Origin of the sequence: Ruegeria profundi (assembly GCF_001507545.1) — a bacterium.
Classification (GTDB): domain Bacteria; phylum Pseudomonadota; class Alphaproteobacteria; order Rhodobacterales; family Rhodobacteraceae; genus Ruegeria; species Ruegeria profundi.
The window spans coordinates 22,926-42,853 of record NZ_LQBP01000003.1; the positions used below are offsets into that span (position 1 = coordinate 22,926).

Consider the following 19,928-nt stretch of genomic DNA (forward strand, 5'->3'; position numbering starts at 1 on the left):
CTAGCTCAGCGCCTCCGTGATGCTCGCAAGATCATCATCGTCCAGGTCCAGAAGCACATCGTCCTGATCTTTGTCTGAAACTGCCGAGGGTAAGTTGCTTGCATGTTCAGCCAGCGACCGGATGGTCCGATATTCAAACAGCGACGTTGCGGGCAACGCAAAGCCGTTTTCGTTGGCCTTAATCGCGATTTCAATCGCCGCCAGACTATCCACGCCAAGGTCAAAGAAATCCTCGGTCACCCCAATCTGATGCACGCCCAACACGGCTGCCAGAATTGCAGACAGCTTTTGTTCCGCGTCGGTTGCTGGCGCTACGATACCCGTGCTTTTTCTGCTCCGTCTGCGGGTTTTGGGCAGTTTGTCAGTATCAACCTTCCCATTGGCGCTTAGCGGCATATCGGTCAGGATAATCACGTCGTCAGGAAGCAAGTTTCGGGGAAAATGCGCCTCCAAGGCCTGCCAAACGTCCTGCTCCGTGATGTCGTGGCCAGCCACATACACGGATAAGCGTTGTGGGTGCAGAGGTTCGTCAAACCCGATTTCTTCAAGAATCTGCTCGACGCGTTGGGTGTCGATATCGTCATTCAACTCGTCCAGGGCCTGCTCGCGGGTTTTGTGACCCATGCGGACATCCCACGAATAGGGCAGGGCGTAGTTGTGAAAGCCTTCGCGTGACTTGTGCAGATGGATGCCCGCGTCGTTGATCAGGCAGTTGGTCGATCTGCCGGTGTCCGAAGGTCGTTGCCATGCAGTGTGCTTGTCGAGAAACTCGTAAATCTCGGAAACCGGCACATCAATGTACCGGTAAATGTCAAGTACCTCGACCTTGTCCAGGAAACGGCCGTCCTTTAAATCATCGGTTTCCAAAAGCCGCGAAAGCTCATCATCCTCAGCGTGATAGGCTTTGCGGGCCTTTGTAACCAAATCGTCTAGCTGGGCGCATGTCGGGGCTGCGTTGCGGAACAGGTCAGGGGTCAAGCGGGTTTCAAAGAACTGTCCCCTGGACAACCCCGTCACCAGCATTGGGGCGCCTTCGGACAGGGCTGTACGAAAGGCCAAAGTGTAAAGTGCTTTGAAACAACCCTGGCAGACGTTTGAGTGCGCTTTCAGGCTATCGACGAAAATCCGGTTCATCTTACCTGTGCTGAGATACCGGTGATCCCAGCCAAGATCGTCTACAACCCGTTGAATATTCGCTTTTGCCTGATCAGAGATATACCCATTGTCCAATGTCACCGCGAGGACACGCGAGGTGTAATCAGCCAGACGGTAGGCGGCGTATGTACTGTCTTTGCCACCGCTCAGCATCATAACCGCGTCGTAGTCGCCTGTGCTTGCCTGCTCTGCACGTGCGATTTGGTGCTTAAGATCGGGTTCGTCACGAAAATAGGCTTGAGCCCGATCTTTGTAGTTGTCGAACTCCGCACAAATCCCGCAAAGATCGGGTTCGTTGAATTCTACGCCTGGAACGGCGTCTGTAATCCCGCATTTTCGACAGGCTTGCTTACTCTCGGCCGTAGGTGAGGCAGAGCCGAAGGCAACGTGTACGGCGTTCACGTTGGGGATTTGGCGCAGAACGCGATCAATTTCTGCAACTTCGAAACGGACTCCGCCGATTTTAACCTGCTGGTCTGCACGACCAAGGTATTCAACGCGGCCATCCTGATTGATGCGTCCAATGTCACCAGTCCGGTACACTCTGCCCTGAGCCTTGGCTGGATCTTCCAGAAACTTCTCTGCGGTCTTCACCGGGTCGTTTAGATACCCCTCTGCCAACCGACCGCCCAGAACGATTTCTCCGGTTACACCTAGCGGGCAAATATTCATACCCTTGTCGCGGATGCTGAGTGATACTCCGGTCGCTGGGCGACCAATCTGAACAGAGGCGTCGGTATCTTTGTCAGGGCTATAGACGTGATGCATGGCCCCCACGACGGCCTCTGTGGGTCCGTACTCATTGACCAACTTTAAGGAAGGCGACAGCACCTCGATCGCCTTGCGGCATAGTTGCGACGTCAGGTTCTCACCCCCGAGGATAAGCGTCTGAATACGCTCAACGGCGTGACCTTGTTTGCACGCCAACGCAAGGTGAGAGGGGGTCAGCTTCACTACGTCCACAACGTCTTCGGCAAATACGTCCAGCACCGCAAGGTCAGGGTCCGAGCGTTCGAGGTACACACGGATTGATCCGCCTGAAACAAGCGGCGCGAACAAAGAAGTCAGTGTCAGGTCGAACGAAACCGACGAAAAGAACGCGTAATGCGCTGGGCGATTGGCACTGAACGTTTCCGCGGCCCAGTGGATGTAGCGTGACAGGTTTTCATGGCTAACCTGCACCCCCTTTGGCGTGCCGGTTGAGCCAGATGTAAACAGGACATACGCCAGATCCGTCCCCACGGGCTCAGGTTCGGACAAAGGTGCATCCGATGTGGCAGGGGGCAGGGTCAAACGTTTGCATGAAAAGGCGCGGTCATCGTCAGGCGTCACAAATACCGCTGCCGCGCCGGAGGTCCTGACGATCTGGGCGGTGCGTGCATAGGGCGTATTTGATGCGATCGGTACAAAGCTGCAACCGGCCTTTAGGATTCCCAGCATGATCAGGACAAATTCCATCGAGCGCGGCAGCGCCATCGCAATTGACGATCCGCGCGCAATGCCAAGACCTTGCAGGTAAGCAGCGATCCGGTCGCTTTGTTCATCAACCTCTTTGTAGGTCATCCGGTTTTCAGCACATGAGAGGGCCAAAGCGTCCGGGGACTTCGCTGCTTGAGCGGTAAACGGGTCCAGCACCGTTGCGGGGGTGTCGTCGCTTTCGGTGCGCCCAAACAGAATTGACCGATCTTGTTCGCCCGCGGATATATCCAGAGCCGTTATCGGTGTATCTGGGGCCTCGACCATCGCTTGCAGAACGCGCAAAAAGTGATGCCGCAAACATTCCTCTGACACGGCTTGCAGAATCTCGTCATGCACATCCAGAGAAAGCTGTGTTTTCCCTCTGCCAGAGAAATCCATGATGTGAAGGCGCATGGCATGCGTGACATCATGCGCGCCGCTGTGAAGCCAAGTCGCGGTTGCAGGACGACCGGCAAAATTTTGAAACTCCGCTTGAATGAAGTTGCACACAGCGCTGATACCGGATGTATCCATGGCCGCCACAGCACCCGGTTTGGCTTGCCTCAAAAAAGCACTCAGCCCTGATTTGACCTTTTTATGAATGTCCAGAAGCGTATCGTCAGCGTTAATTCGAACACTAAACGGAAGCACTTCGACGAACAGCCCAAGCGTCTTTTTATCGATGCCGGACAATCTGTTATGGGATGGCAATCCGATCGTGATCTGTTCATCACCCGTAACGCGGTGGAGATAAGCCAGATAGGCCGTCAGGTAGATCGCCAGTTTCGACAAATCCGGGGTGAACAAGCGAAGGGCTGGTTGGGTAACAGCGTGCGCCAGTGCATCAGTTAATTCCTGCCCCATCGGCACATCGAGACGCTTCGAAAAGGCCGCGCGTCTCGCTGTGGTTCCGTATGGTGGCGAAGAGGGCCGGGGTGGTGCGACAGGCCCGGGGTTCGATGAGGGAGCTTGCACAGCGGAGCTTTCAAAAAAGCTCGGTAAAGGCTCGGCTGTGTCGTATTCACCCTGTTCGATTGCAAAATAACGGCGCGCGACCTGGTTAAAAAGCACAGCACTGGAGTGAGCATCACAAACAATATGGTGCTGGCAAACGGCCCAAATCCAATGGCTGTCCGATGCTTTTATCAATTGGCTGCGTATCGTTGCGCGCGTTATATCGAAGGGGGCTTGAATCCATTTCTCAAGGTGTTGCTCCAAACTCATGCCCGGATCAAGTGACTGACCAAGTTCAGATATTTCGAGAAGGTTTTTCGGAGCGTCTGAAACAAACTGCTCTGGCGCACCGTTTTCGTCATGGAATACTGTGCGCAAAATTTCATTGTCTTGAACTATCTGGAAAAACGCCTTCCGAAACACTTCTGGATTCACGTCGAAGTGCAAATCGAACCGCCAGGCCGTGTTGTAGATTGGCACATCCGGATGAAGTTGATGGCCCTTCCAGAACCTCAACTGGCTTTCAGACAATGGATGCGAAACCCGGGTCATTTCAGGTATCCCCAAGCGGATTGTCGAAGTGTTTGGGGGCTGACATCAACAACTGCCCCGCTGCGAACGTCTGAGGCCAACGTGCCTGCTCCAAAAACACGGTGCTCTTCATCACTCAGCCACCAGCGCAAGCGTTTCACCGATCAAAGGAAATCCGATTGTCCGTTCATAGAACCAGAACATGGCAAGCGCGATCAGCGCGATCGAACCCAGCTGTAATCCAACCACCCGATACACAGTCAGTCGGCGTAGGACGAAAAAGACGGGGAACAATAGCATTACAACGGCAAGCTGGCCGATCTCGATGCCAACATTAAAAGTTGCCAGCCCAAGTAACTTGCGCTCCGAGTCCAAGCCCAGCGGTTCAAGAAGATTGGCGAAACCGAACCCGTGGAACGCGCCAAACAAAATTACAACCAGCCATAGTATGTTGTGAAAGCGTGGAACCAGATTGACAACCGCCACGGCTGCTATCGACAACGCAATGACCGCCTCTACAAGCGGCACGGGCAGGGTGATGATTTCGAACGTCGCAAGGCCAAGCGCGATCGTGTTTGCGACGGTAAAGACCGTTACGATTTTAACGGTCGGCCAAAGACCTTCCCCGATACTTTCAGACGGAACCCAGCGTTGATTTTCCACCCGCATCACGGCCCCCAACAACAGGGTTACTAAAAATAGAAGGTGGTCGAACCCGCGCCAGATATGCCAGACGCCGTATTCAAAAAAACCTCGGGCGATACGTCTTGTTGGCTCGTCGTTCAGATACAGGCTTTTGACGCCATCGCCGGGTGAGAAGACAAGAGAGATATAGGATTCATTCTCGCCCATCCCGTTGCGTGTGTTCGTTGCGATTAGGGCAAAACCCCGATGGGTCGGGTCGATATCCGACTGCAAACCGTCAAAAGACATGTCAATCGTAGTAGGGGTCTTTTCTATACCCAGCACGTTAAAATGAAGCTGAGCGAAATTGCCAACCGACGTGTTGAAGAACGAGATATCGTCGAACTGCACCCAAAGTGGTTGGCCGCCCGAGTAGAGCTTCATGCGGTCATAAAAGTATTCAAAAAATCGCTCTTGCAGCCCAAGCACGTCTTCCTGCGTCATCGGTTCAAGGACCTCGGCAGAGCCTTGATGGATGCGGGCAAGGTCCCGGACAGTAATTTCGACACGACCACTCAGACTGTCGTCGGTCACGTCGAAATACACGTAGCTTTCATTGAACCGATGGGCCTGAACCGGAGTTGATACCAACAAAAGGATCAACGCGCACATCCAAAAGAAGAATCCTTGAATGCTCGTCGCCGAATGAAGGGCGATTGCGGCGCAGCGGGCCGGTATTTTAGATGCCATCGACCCAGGCCCCCATGTTTTTACGCTCCGAGTTCTGGTCAAACTGAAGGCCAACGCGGTTGAGTTGGTTGTTCGAAGTGAGGGGCGTTGCTCCACCAACGGATACGTGTTTCTTAACCCGGCTCACCCTTACGACCCGGAGGTGACCGATCGCACCATATTTTGGGACTGCGCCGCCTCCGAGGTAAAGCCAGAGAGTTGAAGCCGCACGCCTCAAGCCGAAAAAGACCATTTGAGCGCGTATCAGGCTGTTATCGAGAAAGTATCCCGCAATACGGTGCAGGCTGTGTCGGCAATAGCGATTGATATCGTACGTTTTCGTATTCACTGTCGTGTCTTACTTGGTGTCTGTAATATGCTTACGCACGTGTAAGGCGAATGGATCATAATATCAAAATTATAGAATGAATTAATTTAGTCCACCCCACGATGTCGGTGTCAAACATGCCGAGGTACCGCGTTGTCGGCGCAGCGTGCGGTCAAGAAGCCTTTGAATCAGCTACGCTATCCGCCCTTCGGGTTAGTTACCCGTTCTAGAAAATCGGCCAGATCCCTGGTGGCCTTTTCGCGGTGGCAAGCTGACTGCATTTTCTCGCAGTTTGTCTTGTATTTCGGGTTGGTCAGCAGGCTGCGGATGTCAGCTTCGATCTGGTCCGCGGTATCCGTTCGGCGCCCGGCGCGTCCGATGCCGTGAAACACCGCGCGGGCCGCACTGCCTTCCTGATCGTTGACATGTGGGTAAAGCAACATTGGCGTCGCTGCTTCGACCGCTTCCAAAAACCCACCGGTCCCTCCGTGCATGATGGCAAGATCCGCATGTTCCAGAACCTGTTGCTGCGGGACCCAGGCGACGACATCAACGTTTGGTGGTACGTCGAGTGAGCTTATGTCTTCCCAGTTTTTCCCGGCGGCGAACAAGAACGTCCAGTCCGGGTTTCTTCGGGCCACAATCCACAGGTTGGCAAGCAAATCGCCCTTGGGTTTCATCATAGAACCAAACCCTACAAAAATTCTGCCACCTTCATTCTTAGCCGAACAAAACCTTGCAACCTTCGCCCGATCATATGGTTTTTCGGGCCGGTCCTGCAAAATCATCGAGCCAAGATACCAAAAATCCCGATAAGGGCGTGTAGGAAGGTCAACCGCTTGTGGTACAAACAGAACCGTGGGGATTTTATAGGTCCACGGCATTTGCCAGCAGACCAGTCGCAACTTTTTCGCTATCGGCACATCATAGCGTCGTGCCAATTCCAGAAGCACCGTAGAGTACTCTGCACCAGGGTACTTGAGCTTGTTTCTCAGCGCTTTCTTCAACTTCCAAAGCAGGAAGCTGATCCAAAGCAAGGAAACTCCGACCCGGCTACCGCGCAGACCAACTTTGGGATAGATGCGCTTGTTCAATGGGGGCGCGCGGGAACTAGGTGGTGACAGGAACATATTGCTGAATTGCAGCACAGGCAAACCCAGTGACAGCCCGACAATGATATGCGCATGCAGTTCACAATCGACAAAGACGGCATCGGGTTGAAAACGGGACAGGGCTTCGGCGAATTCATCCGCGCCTAGGGCTTTGATTGCAGCATCAAGGCGATCTTTGGGTGAAAGAGCCTGCAATTCTTCATGACTGAGCAACGGTGCAAACGCGTCCAAGCATGGCATTGGAAACTCGCAGTGGTCCAAGCCGAAATGTGCAATCAACTCGGCTGAAAAATTGGGTGCGAACAGCCGAACCTCGTAACCGAGAGACTTAGCCTGCTTGGCGAATTCCAATGCGCTGCTTAGCGGGCTGTTCAGTCCGCTCGATACTATCGCCAGTCGTTTCAACATTACCCGCTTCAGTTGGATTAATCGCTCACCTGGTCAAGGCCATCATCAAGAGTCAGACCTAGATCTTCTTGCACCGCCAGAACATAATGATAGCGGCATGATTGCGGATAAGAAAACCGTGGGTCGTAGATAAAGCTTTGGAGTCGAGCACCAATTAGACTTAAAAATAGGCGCTTCGCCAAGATGTGCTTGGTGGCTGTTGGCGTTTGACTTGAAAACTTGGAATGGTTCGTCAAAATCCTCATATGAGTGAATATTTTGATGAGATGTTGAATGACGATGGATCTCTGCGAGACTCCTATGAAGAAATCGGCCGCTGGTTTAATGCACAGGATGTTTCAAGGTTAAGAGCTAAACAACGCGAAGCCGAAGAGGTCTTTCGGCTTACAGGCATCACGTTCAACGTTTACGGGAAAGCTGAGGCAGAAGAGCGGTTGATACCTTTTGATATCGTGCCGCGTGTGATTTCAGGGCGGGAATGGCAGCGCCTGGAACGTGGTATCGAACAACGGGTCCGGGCGATAAATGCTTTCCTGCATGATATCTATCACCGACAAGAAATTGTGCGTGCAGGGCGCGTGCCCATAGAAATGATTTCGGAAAACGAGGCGTTTCTGCCGCAAATGCTTGGCGTATCGCCGCCCGGTCGAGTTTACACGCATATTGTTGGCGTCGATCTGGTGCGAACTGGACCTGATGAGTTTTTCGTTCTGGAAGACAATGCGCGCACGCCGTCAGGTGTCAGCTATATGCTTGAGAACCGGGAAACCATGCTGAAAATGTTCCCCGAGTTGTTCAGCGCCACAAATGTGCGGAATGTATCAGACTATCCGCGCAGTCTAAGACGATCTCTGGCCGCCTGCGCGCCCGATTGCGTTGAGAACGAGCCTACGGTCGCGGTACTGACGCCCGGTATCTATAACTCAGCCTATTACGAGCACGCTTTCCTTGCGGATCAGATGGGGGTGGAGCTTGTAGAGGGGCACGACCTGCGCGTCGTCGAGGGGCGTGTGTGTATGCGCACTACGCGAGGATACCGGCCGATCGACGTTCTGTATCGACGGGTGGACGATGACTTTCTTGATCCGCTGAATTTCAATCCCGACAGCGCGCTTGGGGTTCCGGGTATCCTGGATGTCTATCGCGCCGGGGGTATCACGATTGCCAACGCGCCGGGTACCGGTATTGCCGATGACAAGGCAATCTATTCCTACATGCCTGAAATCGTTGAGTTCTATACGGGTGAGAAACCTCTGCTGCAAAACGTGCCGACCTGGCGATGCAGCGACCCCGAGTCTCTTTCCTATGTTCTCGACAACTTGTCCGACCTTGTGGTGAAAGAAGTACACGGGTCGGGGGGCTATGGGATGCTGATCGGACCGACCGCGAGCAAGAAAGAGATCGCGGCCTTTAGGGACAAGCTAAAATCAAGACCTGCAAACTACATCGCGCAACCAACCTTGTCGCTTTCGACCGTTCCGATTTTCGCGCGGTCAGGATTGGCGCCACGGCATGTTGATCTTCGCCCGTTTGTTTTGGTCTCACCCGAAGGGATCAATATCACGCCCGGCGGGTTGACGCGGGTCGCCTTAAAGAAAGGGTCACTGGTCGTGAACTCAAGCCAGGGCGGCGGGACCAAAGACACCTGGGTTCTGGAGGACTGACCATGCTGGGAAAAACTGCTGGCGGTCTGTTCTGGATGTCCCGTTACCTGGAGAGGGCGGAGAATACGGCGCGATTGTTGGAAACCGGCCAGAGGATGGCTTTGACCCGCACCAAGAACTCGGCAGAGGAATGGGGGTCTGTGTTAAAAACTGCGGGCGTTCTGGATGGATACCTTGCCAAATATGATGAGGTCGACAGGGACAACGCGGTGGATTGGTTGCTGCGAGATGTCGATAACCCATCCTCGGTGAAATCGGTCATCAAGCAGGCCAGACACAACGCCCGTCTGGTGCGTACGGCACTTACCTATGATGTCTGGGGCGCAGTAAACGCCACGTGGATGAAGATCGACGAGGCCACGCAGCGACGGGTAAACCAACGGGATTTGCCCGCCGTACTGGAGTTGGTGCGCCAACAGGCCGCTTTGGTCCGCGGCGCAACCCTTGGCACAATGCTGCGAAATGACATCTTCGATTTCATGCGTATCGGCACCTTTGTCGAGCGCGCCGACAGCACCGGGCGCATACTCGACGTCAAGTACTACGTGCTGTTGCCTACGGCGTTCGCGGTCGGTTCGTCTTTGGACAATATCCAGTGGGAAAGCATCCTGCGTTCGGTCGGCGCGGGCGGGGGGTATCAGTTGACATACGGTCAACGGACAACCCCATCCGATATCGCTCAGTTCCTGATCCTCGACCAGCGTATGCCCCGAAGTCTTCATTTCTGTTGCAGGAAAATTCAGGAAAACCTGTCCTATCTCAAGAAAGACTATGGCTTTGCTGGCCCGTCATGTGAGGCGTCGAATACGCTGTATGAGAAGTATCTGAACCGGCGGATTTCTGATATCTTTGACTTTGGCTTGCATGAGTACATTCAAGATTTCTTGAATGATCTTGGCGGCTTAAGTCGTCAAATTGAGGTTGATTATCGGTTCTATGAGTAGCCTATGAAACTGCATATAAGACACGAGACGCGATACGATTTTGATGCACCGGTCCCCTTCGGACTGCAGCAACTCAGAAAAACGCCAAAGTCCTTCCGCAATCAAAGTGTCGTAACTTGGAACACTGAAATTGTTGGTGGATCAAAAGAGCTGAGCCATGAGGATTACCACCGCAACACGGTGGAGCTAATCAGCTTTGACGCGAATACCCAAAGTGTTTCCCTGATCTCTGACGGCGTTGTCGAGATCGAGGACAACCACGGAATTCTGGGGCGTCACGAAGGTTCAACACCGTTGTGGCTTTTCAATCGCAGCACGCGCCGAACGAAACCGGGTAAGGGGGTTGCAGATCTGGTCCAGTCTTTACCCGAAGGCGAGCCGCTTGAGCAGATGCACGCCTTGTCCGATGCCATTCGTAAGCGTGTGCAATACGAGGTCGGAAGCTCGCACCCAGACTGGAGCGCAGAAGACGCCCTTGAGGCTGGCAGCGGTGTTTGCCAGGACCATGCCCATATATTCATCACCTGTGTTCGGGAAATCGGGCTGCCCGCACGGTATGTCTCGGGCTATCTCATGATGAACGACACACAGTTGCAGGATGCGACCCACGCCTGGGCCGAGGTGCATGTTGACGGGCTAGGTTGGGTCGGGTTCGATGTTTCGAACGGCATTTCTCCTGACAGCCGATACGTACGCGTCGCAACTGGTCTGGACTATGCACAGGCCGCGCCGGTAATAGGAAACAGGATTGGGGCGGCGGGCGAGCAATTGACAGTACAGTTGCAGGTCGCACAGCAGTAACGGAGCAGACAATGACATACGCTGTGGGGATGCGGCTGGACCGCGGGCTGGTTTTCATGTCCGATACGCGCACGAATGCGGGCGTGGACAACATCTCGACCTTCAAAAAGATGTTTAACTGGACGGTCGAGGGCGAGCGGTCGATCACCCTATTGGCAGCGGGAAATCTGGCGACCACGCAAGCCACCGTCAGCTTGCTGGAAGAGCGCACAAAAGCCCCCGAAGATCGATCACCATCAATCCTTGAGGCGCCGACAATGTTTCGGGTTGCCCAGCGGGTCGCTGAAACCCTGAAGGATGTGATCGAGCGGCACTCACGCTCGGGGCAGGAGGCCGACAGTTCATTTCACGCAACGCTTATTCTGGGTGGGCAAATCAAAGGCGGGCCATCGCGTTTATTTCTGATCTACCCGGAGGGAAACTTTATCGAAGCGGGTGACGACACTCCTTTCTTTCAGATCGGAGAGACAAAATACGGGCGCCCAATTCTGGTACGGGCCTATGATGCCAAGATGAGCTTTCCGGAAACCGTGAAACTGTTACTGGTCAGCTTCGATTCCACAATCAAGGCCAACCTCTCCGTCGGAGCACCGCTGGACCTGCTGCTTTACGAAGAAGACAGTCTGACCTCGGGAACTCGGTCAAGGTTTGAAGTTGATGATGTCTATTTCCGCACGATTTCTGAAGGGTGGAGCGACGCGTTGAAATCCGCCTTGTCCAAGCTTCCGGATTACAACGTGACACCTGATTCAAGCGATTGAAGAACCGTTCGACGCTCAGGGTAAGGGCAGTGCTTGAGTTACCTAACATCGTTTTACACGCGGGGGGCTGCGGGGCAGAATGGTCATGCCTTCGCGTTCGCAAGAGCCTCACGCAGGCTGCTGACCGGATTGGCCCACTGTAAGGGTTCCACCTGTCACGACCTCGACATAAACGCCCATATCCATGTGGCCCAGGTGTTTTCTAAGAAGATAAGGAAGGTTCAAGTCCCGCTCGGCCGTTTCCGGGTTTACCTCGGTCGCGGCGCATCTTTTTGTGCGGGATAGTATTTGGAACTGAACATCGCCAAACACCAAGGTTGAGCCGATGGCGTCCAGTTCCGAAAAGGGCGGCAATCCGTCAATCTCAATATTCGCGCGAAACCGGGCAGGGTGGATATCTGCGTTCAGCTTTTTCCCCAAAGCCCTAACAGACGCACGATTCAACAAAGATATCGCATTCATCATTTTGGGAGAGACGACCGATACGTCGGTGAAACGATGAGGTGCAGAGGATACAAATTTCGGTGGTTCAGGGTCCTTCAGGCCAAGGGTGGTGTAAAGGAACCTCGCCGCATCGAGTTGACCTTCAGGATCGCTCATGGCGAAATGATGGGTTCTTTGGCCGACTTCAATTTCAAGCACATGCGTGTCAGCGTCGAAACCTGTCTTGAGACCGGCCAGCCCCGCTTGGTTCAAAAGAACAACAAAGCGGTCTTTCGGAAGCGGGCTGGGGTTTAGCGGGTCGAAACCGGAGTTATAGCGCGCAAATCCGAAGAGGCGGTCACCGGGAATACCTTCGCCCGCGCGCAATTCTACAGAGCTAAGCACCTCGGAGCTTAAACCCTTGATCGGGTATCGGTTCATTTGCGCAATAGTGAGATCGGTCATGCCTTGGTCCGTTATTTGACAAATGCACCCCTGACCTGACGAACGTCGCACAAGCTTTTTAGCTGCCGGTCAGATGACTGCGGGAATTGCAGGCACAGATCAGCAAACTTGGCGACCCAAAGCTACCGCTTTGTGGGCCTGCCAGGCCGAATTTCGCGTGTCGGTTTCTTTGTGTGCTCCCCTTTCTGAGAGAGTCCTCAGAAATGAATTAGATAAAAACAATTTAAAAACAATGTGTAAAGGTATTTTTTTGAAGTTGTTCGCAGAATAGTGAGGTACGAACCTCAGAAAATCCTAGACCTGAGGTGCGTACCTCAAATACCCTTGGGCATATGCCGCGATTCGCACATCCTCGATTGACGGCGCAAAAAAGGGAGGAATGGATGACTTACTTTAAACTGGCTTCGGCCAGCGCAATGGTCCTTGCCGCTACTACTCTTTCTACCAGGGCAAATGCTGAAGACCTGACGCTGTGTTGGGCAGCATGGGACCCGGCCAACGCGCTTGTCGAGCTTTCGAAGGAATTTGAGGCTGAGTCTGGTCACACGATGAATTTCGAGTTTGTGCCCTGGCCAAACTTTGCGGACCGGATGCTGAACGAACTGAACTCTGGCGGGAAGCTGTGCGACCTGTTGATCGGCGACAGCCAATGGATTGGCGGTGGTGCTGAAAACGGCCACTACGTGAAATTGAATGATTTCTTCGATGCTGAAGGCATCAGCATGGATGATTTCGCGCCTGCTACGGTTTATGCCTATTCAACGTGGCCGAAGGGTACGCCGAACTACTATGCTCTGCCCGCGATGGGCGACGCAAACGGGTGGTTTTACCGGAAAGACTGGTTTGAGGACCCTGAAATTCAGGCCGCTTACAAAGATGCCACCGGGCAGGACTTACGCGAACCTCAATCCCAGAAAGAACTGCTGCAAATCGCGCAATTCTTCCAAGGTCGCGAAATTGACGGAAAAACCGTTTACGGCGCGGCGATCTTTACCGAGCGTGGCTCGGAAGGGATCACAATGGGTGTGACTGGCGCGCTTTATCCATGGGGCTTCAAATACGAAAACACGCCGGGTTCCTACGATATGGAAGGTGCCGTGAATTCACCCGAGGCGGTGGAGGCGTTGGAGTTCTATAAAGAATTCTACGAAACCGCGACGCCACCGGGCTATACCAACTCCTACATGGGTGAGAGCCTGGACGCCTTTAAATCTGGTCAGGTCGCCATGGCGATGAACTGGTTCGCGTTTTTCCCGGGTCTGTACGCTGATCCAAATACGGGCGGCGACAAGATCGACTTTTTCGTCAACCCGCCGCAAAACCAGCCGGGGTCTACGCTTGGTGGGCAGGGCATCTCTGTAGTCAGCTATTCCGACAAACAGGATGCCGCGCTTGAGTACATCAAGTGGTTCGCACAGCCAGAGGTTCAGGCAAAATGGTGGGAACTGGGCGGGTATTCCGCACATAACTCGGTGTTGGAAGATCCCGGATTTGTGGATAGCCAGCCCTTTGCCGGTGACTTCCTGGAAGCGATGGCAGGCGTGCAGGACTTCTGGCAGGAGCCAGCCTATGCGGAACTGCTGCTGGCAATGCAAAAGCGCATCCATGACTATGTTGTGGCCGATCAGGGCACAGCACAAGAAGCGCTTGATCTTCTGATCGAGGACTGGACGGAAGTCTTTGAAGACGAAGGCAAGCTGTAATCAGGTAGCCGGGTAGGAGCGGGCATCGTCCCGCTCCGCAATCACCCGTGCGCCCGAAACCGACAAGAACTGGTAAAGATATGTCTGACAGGACGATAGATCGCGTTGCGCAGGCAACGCCCGTGCGAGTTGCGCGAAAAATTCGGGGGTTATCCGACCGCGCAATCGCCTGGATATTCATCTCTCCAACGATTTTCCTGCTGCTTGCGATCAATATCTTTCCGTTGATCTGGACCATCCAGCTTAGCTTTACCAACTACAAGGCCAATCGTATCGGGCGAGAGGTCAAGGATGTCGGGCTTCGGAACTACGAGCGTATTCTGACAGATACCGACACCTGGCTGAATATGCAGGCCACAGCGCATTTTCTTTTCTGGACAATTTTCTTTCAGGTCCTGATCGGGTTCACCTTGGCCTGGCTTATCAACAAGAAGTTCAAGGGCAACGACCTGTGGACCACAATTATCGTGCTGCCAATGATGCTGTCTCCGGCCGTTGTGGGGAACTTCTGGAAGTTCCTCTATCAACCGCAGATCGGTCTGTTTAACTACATCGTATCGTGGTTCACCGGCAAGGAACCGTCGAGTTTCGAGATGCTGGGATCGGTGACATTGGCACCATGGGCGATTGTGATCGTCGACACGTGGATGTGGACGCCGTTTGTGATGCTGATCTGTCTGGCCGGGCTGCGAAGCATACCGGACTATATCTATGAGGCCGCGGAAATTGATCGGGCCAGCAAGCTGCGGCAGTTCTTCACGATCACCATCCCGATGGTACTGCCGTTCCTGATGCTTGCCGTCCTGTTCCGTGGGATCGAGAACTTTAAGATGTTCGACCTTGTGGTTCAGTTGACGGGTGGCGGGCCGGGTTCTGTTACGGAACTGACTTCGATCAACCTCAAACGCGAAGCCTTTGAGAAATGGCGCACGGGCTATGCCTCGGCCTATGCGATCATCCTTTTTGTCACCGTGTTCGGCCTTGCGTCGATCTATGTCAAAGCCCTGAACAAGGTGAAGCAGAGATGAGCAGCTTTTCCGTCACCGAACCCTCAAACCGGTCCAAGTGGATCGCCGGTGCCCTGGTGATCGGCTACGCACTGATCACGATGATCCCTTTGGTCTGGATCCTTCTGACCGGGTTCAAATCTCCGGCCGACGCCATCAGTTACCCGCCCAAGGTCGTCTTTGAGCCAACTCTGGAAGGTTACGTTAATCTGTTTACAACAAGAACGCGTCAAACGCAGGAGTTTCTAGACGCGAACCCACCGCAAAACTGGGCCGATGAAATCGTCCGCCAATACGACATGGTGATCGTTGGACCATCCAAGTTCGGTGAGCGGTTCATGAACTCGGTCATCATCGGGTTCGGTTCGACATTCCTGAGTATCTTCCTTGGCACTTTGGCGGCCTACGCGTTCAGCCGCTTCAAGGTGCCGCTGAAAGACGATCTTCTGTTCTTTATCCTAAGCACGCGGATGATGCCCCCTGTCGCCGTTGCGATCCCGATCTTTCTGATGTTCAGAAACCTTGGGTTAAGCGACACGCATCTGGGGATGATCCTGCTGTATACGGGCGTGAATATCTCACTCGCAGTCTGGCTTCTGAAGGGGTTCATCGATGAAATCCCGCGGGAATACGAAGAAGCAGCTTTGATCGATGGCTACACCCGGTTTCAGGCCTTCTACAAGGTGGTTCTGCCACAGGCTGCGACGGGCATAGCCTCAACCGCGATCTTCTGCCTGATCTTCGCTTGGAATGAGTATGCGTTTGCTGTGCTGCTAACCTCTGCGAATGCGCAGACGGCCCCGCCGTTTATTCCAACCATCATCGGTATCGGTGGCCTTGATTGGCCTGCGGTCGCGGCTGGCGCAACGATCTTCCTGATCCCGGTCATGATTTTCACCATCCTGATGCGCAAACACCTGCTGCGTGGGATCACGTTCGGAGCTGTACGCAAATGACCAAGTTTTTTTCAGGACTGATGCGGCTTCGCCGGGGACCATGGGAAATGGTGGCGACAATACTGATCGCGGTCGGCGTCTTCATGCTGATGCAGCCGTTTGTCCTTTGGGCGTTCACCTATTCCTTCATCGTCACGCTGATCGGAACCGTCATGTTCATCATCGTCAGCCACTTTCCGGAGTAGAAATGGCCCAGATCGTAGTCAAAAACGTTAAGAAAATGTTTGGCGATTTCACGGCTGTTCGTGAAAGCTCGTTCACGATTGAAGATGGTGAATTCTTCATGCTGCTTGGGCCGTCGGGGTGCGGTAAGACGACAACCTTGCGGATGATCGCGGGGCTGGAGCTTCCGACCTCCGGCGAAATCTACCTTGATGGTGAGGAAATCAGCCAAAGGCCGCCATCGGAACGAGATATTGCCTTTGTTTTCCAAATGTTCGCGCTGTATCCGCATATGAATGTGCGCAAAAACATCAGTTACCCGTTGATATCGCAGGGTATGCCGCGTGCCGCCGTTAAGGCCAAGGTCGAGGAAGTCGCGGGCATTCTTGGAATAAAGGACATTCTGGACAGCCCCGTAGGCGGGCTTTCCGGTGGCGACAGGCAGCGCGTGGCCCTTGGGCGTGCGATTGTCCGCGAACCAAAAGCCTTCATGATGGATGAACCCCTTGGAGCCTTGGACGCTGAGTTTCGCGAGCATATGGCCGAAGAACTGCGCGCGCTGCATGATCGCATGGGCGCGACCACGGTTTACGTCACGCATGACCAGCTGGAAGCGATGCAGATGGGTGACAAGATCGTCGTGATGAACAACGCGGTGATCGAACAATTCGGCACGCCTCAGGAAATCTACGACAAACCGGCGACCATGTTCGTGGCCGACTTCATTGGCTCGCCCTCGATGAACTTCTTGCCGTTTAAGGGCACTGTAACGCCGGGGTCCGAGATGGTCCGACTGAATGGACATGACGAGGCCGTGCCCAAAATGATCGAGGGGGCAGAGGGTGATCTGGTCTTTGGTGTTCGCCCCGAGCATGTCTTTTTGTCAAATGAAAGTGGTTACCGGGCCAAGGTTCTGGCGGCTGAATACCTCGGGACGACGCAGATCGTGACCTTGCAAAGCCCGAATGGTGAGTTGAAAGCCCGGATCGATGCGCGCGAAACGGTCAGCCCCGGCGAGACGGTTGGTTTGGAGTTCCGCTCTCCGACCATCACCCTGTTCGAAAAGTCCACAGGTAGGGCTCTGAGGTCTGTTCTGAACGATGAGGTGCTGGGCAATGGCTGAGGTCGTTCTGGAAAATATCTCAAAGTCCTTCGGTAGCGTTAAGGCGGTCGACGAAATCTCGATGACGATCCCGGACGGTGCGTTTGTGGTGCTGCTTGGACCAACGGGCGCGGGGAAAACCACAACGTTGCGATTGATTTCTGGGCTCGAAAAGCTGGACTCAGGATCTATCCGGATTGCAGGTCGGGATGTCGGGCTGGAAACGCCAGCTCAACGCGACGTGGCGATGGTTTTCCAGCAGTATTCGCTGTATCCGCACATGACCGTGCGCGAGAACCTGTCTTTTCCGTTGCGCTCGCCAATCCTGAAAACGCCTGAGGATGAGATCACCAGAAAGGTGAACGAAACCGCCGAAATCCTTCAAATCCCTCACAAATTGGACAACAAAGCCACTGAGCTGTCTGGCGGTGAGATGCAGCGCGTCTCAATCGGGCGGGCATTGGTCCGCGATCCACAGATATTCCTGATGGACGAACCGCTCAGCTCACTGGATGCCAAGCTTCGGGCAGATTTGCGTGTGGAGTTGAAGAGGATTCAGGCCGACCTTGGGTCCACGCTTTTGTACGTGACACATGATCAGGTCGAGGCCATGACCATGGCAACACATATTGGCGTATTGGAAGAGGGCAGACTGGTTCAATACGGCACACCGCGGGACATCTATGAAAATCCGGGCAGTGTCTATGTCGCCAGCCGCTTGGGCTTGCCGCGGATCAATATCCTGCCGTCCGAATTGTTCGGTGGCGATCACAAAGGTCCGCAGATTGGTCTGCGGCCAGAAAACATCATCGAAGGCGAGGGTAGTGAAGCGCGCGTGATACGTGCTGAGCATTTGGGCGATCAAACGCGGTTGCATCTGGAGTTACAGGGTCACCCGGTCGTGACCTTGATTGATGTCCATCAGGACTATCCATCTGGAAAGATAATAAAGATTCGCCCTCGCAATCCTTTGTACTTTGACGCGTCCGGCGCACGTGTGAATTAAGGAGCATAAGCATGGCCCAGTTCCTCAATACCAAAGAAACCCTTGTGACAGAGGCGATAGATGGTCTTCTGACCGCAACTGGCGGGGCGCTGACCCGCCTGGATGGATATCCGCATATCAAGGTTGTCTACCGGTCGGATTGGGACAAATCCAAAGTTGCGCTGGTCTCGGGTGGAGGGTCCGGTCACGAACCCGCACATGCCGGGTTCGTTGGGGCCGGTATGCTCACGGCCGCTGTGTGCGGAGAGGTTTTTGCGTCGCCCTCGGTTGAGGCTGTCCTGGCAGGCATTCTGGCCGTGACAGGTGAGGCGGGGTGCTTGCTGATCGTGAAAAACTACACGGGCGACCGGCTGAATTTCGGGTTGGCTGCCGAACGGGCCCGCGCCTTAGGGCGCAAGGTGGAAATGGTGGTGGTCGATGACGACATCGCCTTGCCAGACCTTCCACAACCCCGCGGTGTGGCGGGTACGCTGTTCGTGCACAAGATTGCCGGTGCGCTTGCCGAGAGTGGTGCCGATCTGGATACCGTGACGACTGCCGCAAAAAATGTCATTGAAAAAGTTGTCAGCATCGGCATGAGCTTGGATACCTGCACCGTTCCGGGGTCTCCGAAAGAGGAAAGGATTGCGCCGGGCAAGGCTGAGCTTGGTTTGGGTATCCACGGCGAACCGGGTGTCGAGCAGGTGGATTTTGCAAATGCCATGACCGCCATGTCCACCGTTGTTGAGAAACTGAAACAACGTGTAGGTTCAGGTAACTGCGTGGCGTTGGTGAACAACCTTGGATCGACCACCCCCTTGGAAATGGCCGTCCTGACACATGCTTTGGCTGAAACCGGAATCGCGCAACACATCATTGGGCCTGCACCGATGATGACCTCATTGGATATGCATGGGTTTTCGGTTTCAATCTTGCCAGTCACCCATGGCGATTTGTCGGCACTTGAGACCCCAGTTGAAATGGCCGCCTGGCCCGGTGTCAGTTCTATCGAGCCGGTAAAAATTGCACCCCTGCCTGATGGGCTGACCCCGATTGATCCCATTCCGTCGAACAACCCTAAGACCAAAGAAACGATCACTCGGTTGTCCGAATTGCTTATCAGTGCGGAAAAGCATCTGAACGAGCTGGATGCCAAATCCGGTGACGGTGATACAGGCAGCACACTTGCCACTGCGGCCAAATCATTGCAGGGCAGTCTTGACCGAATGCCCCTGGCCGATCTGACACAGCTTTTCCCCGCGCTGGGCAATGAACTGAGCCAGACAATGGGCGGCTCTTCTGGGGTCATCCTCGCGATTTTCTTCAACGCAGCAGGGGACGCCTGTGCCAGCGGGGCTTCGGTATCCAAATCTCTGGTGGAAGGCCTGAACCGCGTCAGTCAGGTTGGCGGCGCCAAGGTCGGTGACAGAACAATGATCGATGCGCTTGCACCCGCGCTTGCGGCGCTGCCCTCGGGGCTGGCGCATGCTGCGAAGGCAGCCCGTGAAGGGGCTGACAATACGGCAAATATTCACCGTGCGAAGGCCGGTCGCGCAGCTTATGTCCCTGAGGAAAACCTAATTGGGCATAACGACCCGGGCGCTGAAGCCGTCGCCTTGTTGTTCGAGGGATTGGCGCACGAGATTGAAGGCTGAA

At 54.3% G+C, this 19,928-nt stretch carries 15 protein-coding genes; 11 read left to right on the top strand and 4 right to left on the bottom strand.

All coding sequences use genetic code 11. The features are described 5' to 3' along the window. The 3 genes from AVO44_RS06095 to AVO44_RS06110 all read right to left on the bottom strand — a co-directional run bounded on the left by AVO44_RS06095 (window position 1) and on the right by AVO44_RS06110 (window position 7,299). Window positions 1-4,119 carry a non-ribosomal peptide synthetase gene (locus AVO44_RS06095; RefSeq protein WP_068334122.1) on the bottom strand — a complete coding sequence of 1,373 codons (4,119 nt, stop codon included), beginning with the start codon at window positions 4,117-4,119 and terminating at the stop codon, window positions 1-3. 111 nt (window positions 4,120-4,230) lie between these two features. Next, window positions 4,231-5,385, bottom strand: coding sequence for a HupE/UreJ family protein (locus AVO44_RS06100; RefSeq protein ID WP_157769938.1), 1,155 nt, complete (start codon window positions 5,383-5,385; stop codon window positions 4,231-4,233). Window positions 5,386-5,976: 591 nt separating this feature from the next. Further along, on the bottom strand, window positions 5,977-7,299 hold the full coding sequence (locus AVO44_RS06110; RefSeq protein ID WP_068334130.1) for a glycosyltransferase: 1,323 nt from the start codon (window positions 7,297-7,299) through the stop codon (window positions 5,977-5,979). 245 nt (window positions 7,300-7,544) lie between these two features. Here AVO44_RS06110 and AVO44_RS06120 point away from each other — a divergent pair, with 245 nt between their 5' ends. The 4 genes from AVO44_RS06120 to AVO44_RS06135 are packed head-to-tail and all read left to right on the top strand — an operon-like array spanning window position 7,545 to window position 11,469. Further along, a complete protein-coding gene (locus AVO44_RS06120; protein ID WP_068334134.1) occupies window positions 7,545-8,963 on the top strand; it encodes a circularly permuted type 2 ATP-grasp protein in 1,419 nt (472 codons plus the stop codon). Window positions 8,964-8,965: 2 nt separating this feature from the next. Continuing rightward, on the top strand, window positions 8,966-9,907 hold the full coding sequence (locus tag AVO44_RS06125) for an alpha-E domain-containing protein (RefSeq protein ID WP_068334136.1): 942 nt from the start codon (window positions 8,966-8,968) through the stop codon (window positions 9,905-9,907). Between the two features lie 3 nt (window positions 9,908-9,910). Continuing rightward, window positions 9,911-10,708, top strand: a complete 798-nt coding sequence (locus tag AVO44_RS06130) for a transglutaminase family protein (protein ID WP_068334138.1) — start codon at window positions 9,911-9,913, stop codon at window positions 10,706-10,708. An 11-nt stretch (window positions 10,709-10,719) separates the two neighbouring features. Then, on the top strand, window positions 10,720-11,469 hold the full coding sequence (locus AVO44_RS06135; protein WP_068334140.1) for a proteasome-type protease: 750 nt from the start codon (window positions 10,720-10,722) through the stop codon (window positions 11,467-11,469). A gap of 108 nt (window positions 11,470-11,577) precedes the next feature. Here AVO44_RS06135 and AVO44_RS06140 read toward each other — a convergent pair whose 3' ends face one another. Continuing rightward, window positions 11,578-12,357: an MOSC domain-containing protein gene (locus tag AVO44_RS06140; protein ID WP_233421939.1), complete on the bottom strand. Its 780-nt coding sequence runs from the start codon at window positions 12,355-12,357 to the stop codon at window positions 11,578-11,580. A gap of 383 nt (window positions 12,358-12,740) precedes the next feature. On the opposite strand from AVO44_RS06140, the gene AVO44_RS06145 reads away from it, so the two are divergent. The 7 genes from AVO44_RS06145 (at window position 12,741) to AVO44_RS06175 (ending at window position 19,927) form a co-directional block, all read left to right on the top strand. Beyond that, entirely contained in the window at window positions 12,741-14,060 is a 1,320-nt protein-coding gene (locus AVO44_RS06145; RefSeq protein ID WP_068334142.1) for an ABC transporter substrate-binding protein, read from the top strand. A gap of 80 nt (window positions 14,061-14,140) precedes the next feature. Beyond that, entirely contained in the window at window positions 14,141-15,088 is a 948-nt protein-coding gene (locus AVO44_RS06150) for a carbohydrate ABC transporter permease (protein WP_068334144.1), read from the top strand. Beyond that, window positions 15,085-16,023 (top strand): carbohydrate ABC transporter permease, encoded by a 939-nt coding sequence (locus tag AVO44_RS06155; protein WP_068334145.1) that lies wholly within the window; start codon window positions 15,085-15,087, stop codon window positions 16,021-16,023. Before AVO44_RS06150 ends, AVO44_RS06155 begins: the two co-directional genes overlap by 4 nt. Next, a complete protein-coding gene (locus tag AVO44_RS06160; RefSeq protein WP_068334147.1) occupies window positions 16,020-16,208 on the top strand; it encodes a hypothetical protein in 189 nt (62 codons plus the stop codon). Before AVO44_RS06155 ends, AVO44_RS06160 begins: the two co-directional genes overlap by 4 nt. 2 nt (window positions 16,209-16,210) lie before the next feature. Further along, window positions 16,211-17,308 (top strand): ABC transporter ATP-binding protein, encoded by a 1,098-nt coding sequence (locus tag AVO44_RS06165; protein ID WP_068334149.1) that lies wholly within the window; start codon window positions 16,211-16,213, stop codon window positions 17,306-17,308. Next, a complete protein-coding gene (locus AVO44_RS06170) occupies window positions 17,301-18,293 on the top strand; it encodes an ABC transporter ATP-binding protein (protein ID WP_068334152.1) in 993 nt (330 codons plus the stop codon). The genes AVO44_RS06165 and AVO44_RS06170 overlap by 8 nt, the downstream gene beginning before the upstream one ends. An 11-nt stretch (window positions 18,294-18,304) precedes the next feature. Then, window positions 18,305-19,927 carry a dihydroxyacetone kinase subunit DhaK gene (locus AVO44_RS06175; RefSeq protein WP_068334154.1) on the top strand — a complete coding sequence of 541 codons (1,623 nt, stop codon included), beginning with the start codon at window positions 18,305-18,307 and terminating at the stop codon, window positions 19,925-19,927. Window position 19,928 lies beyond the last annotated feature (1 nt).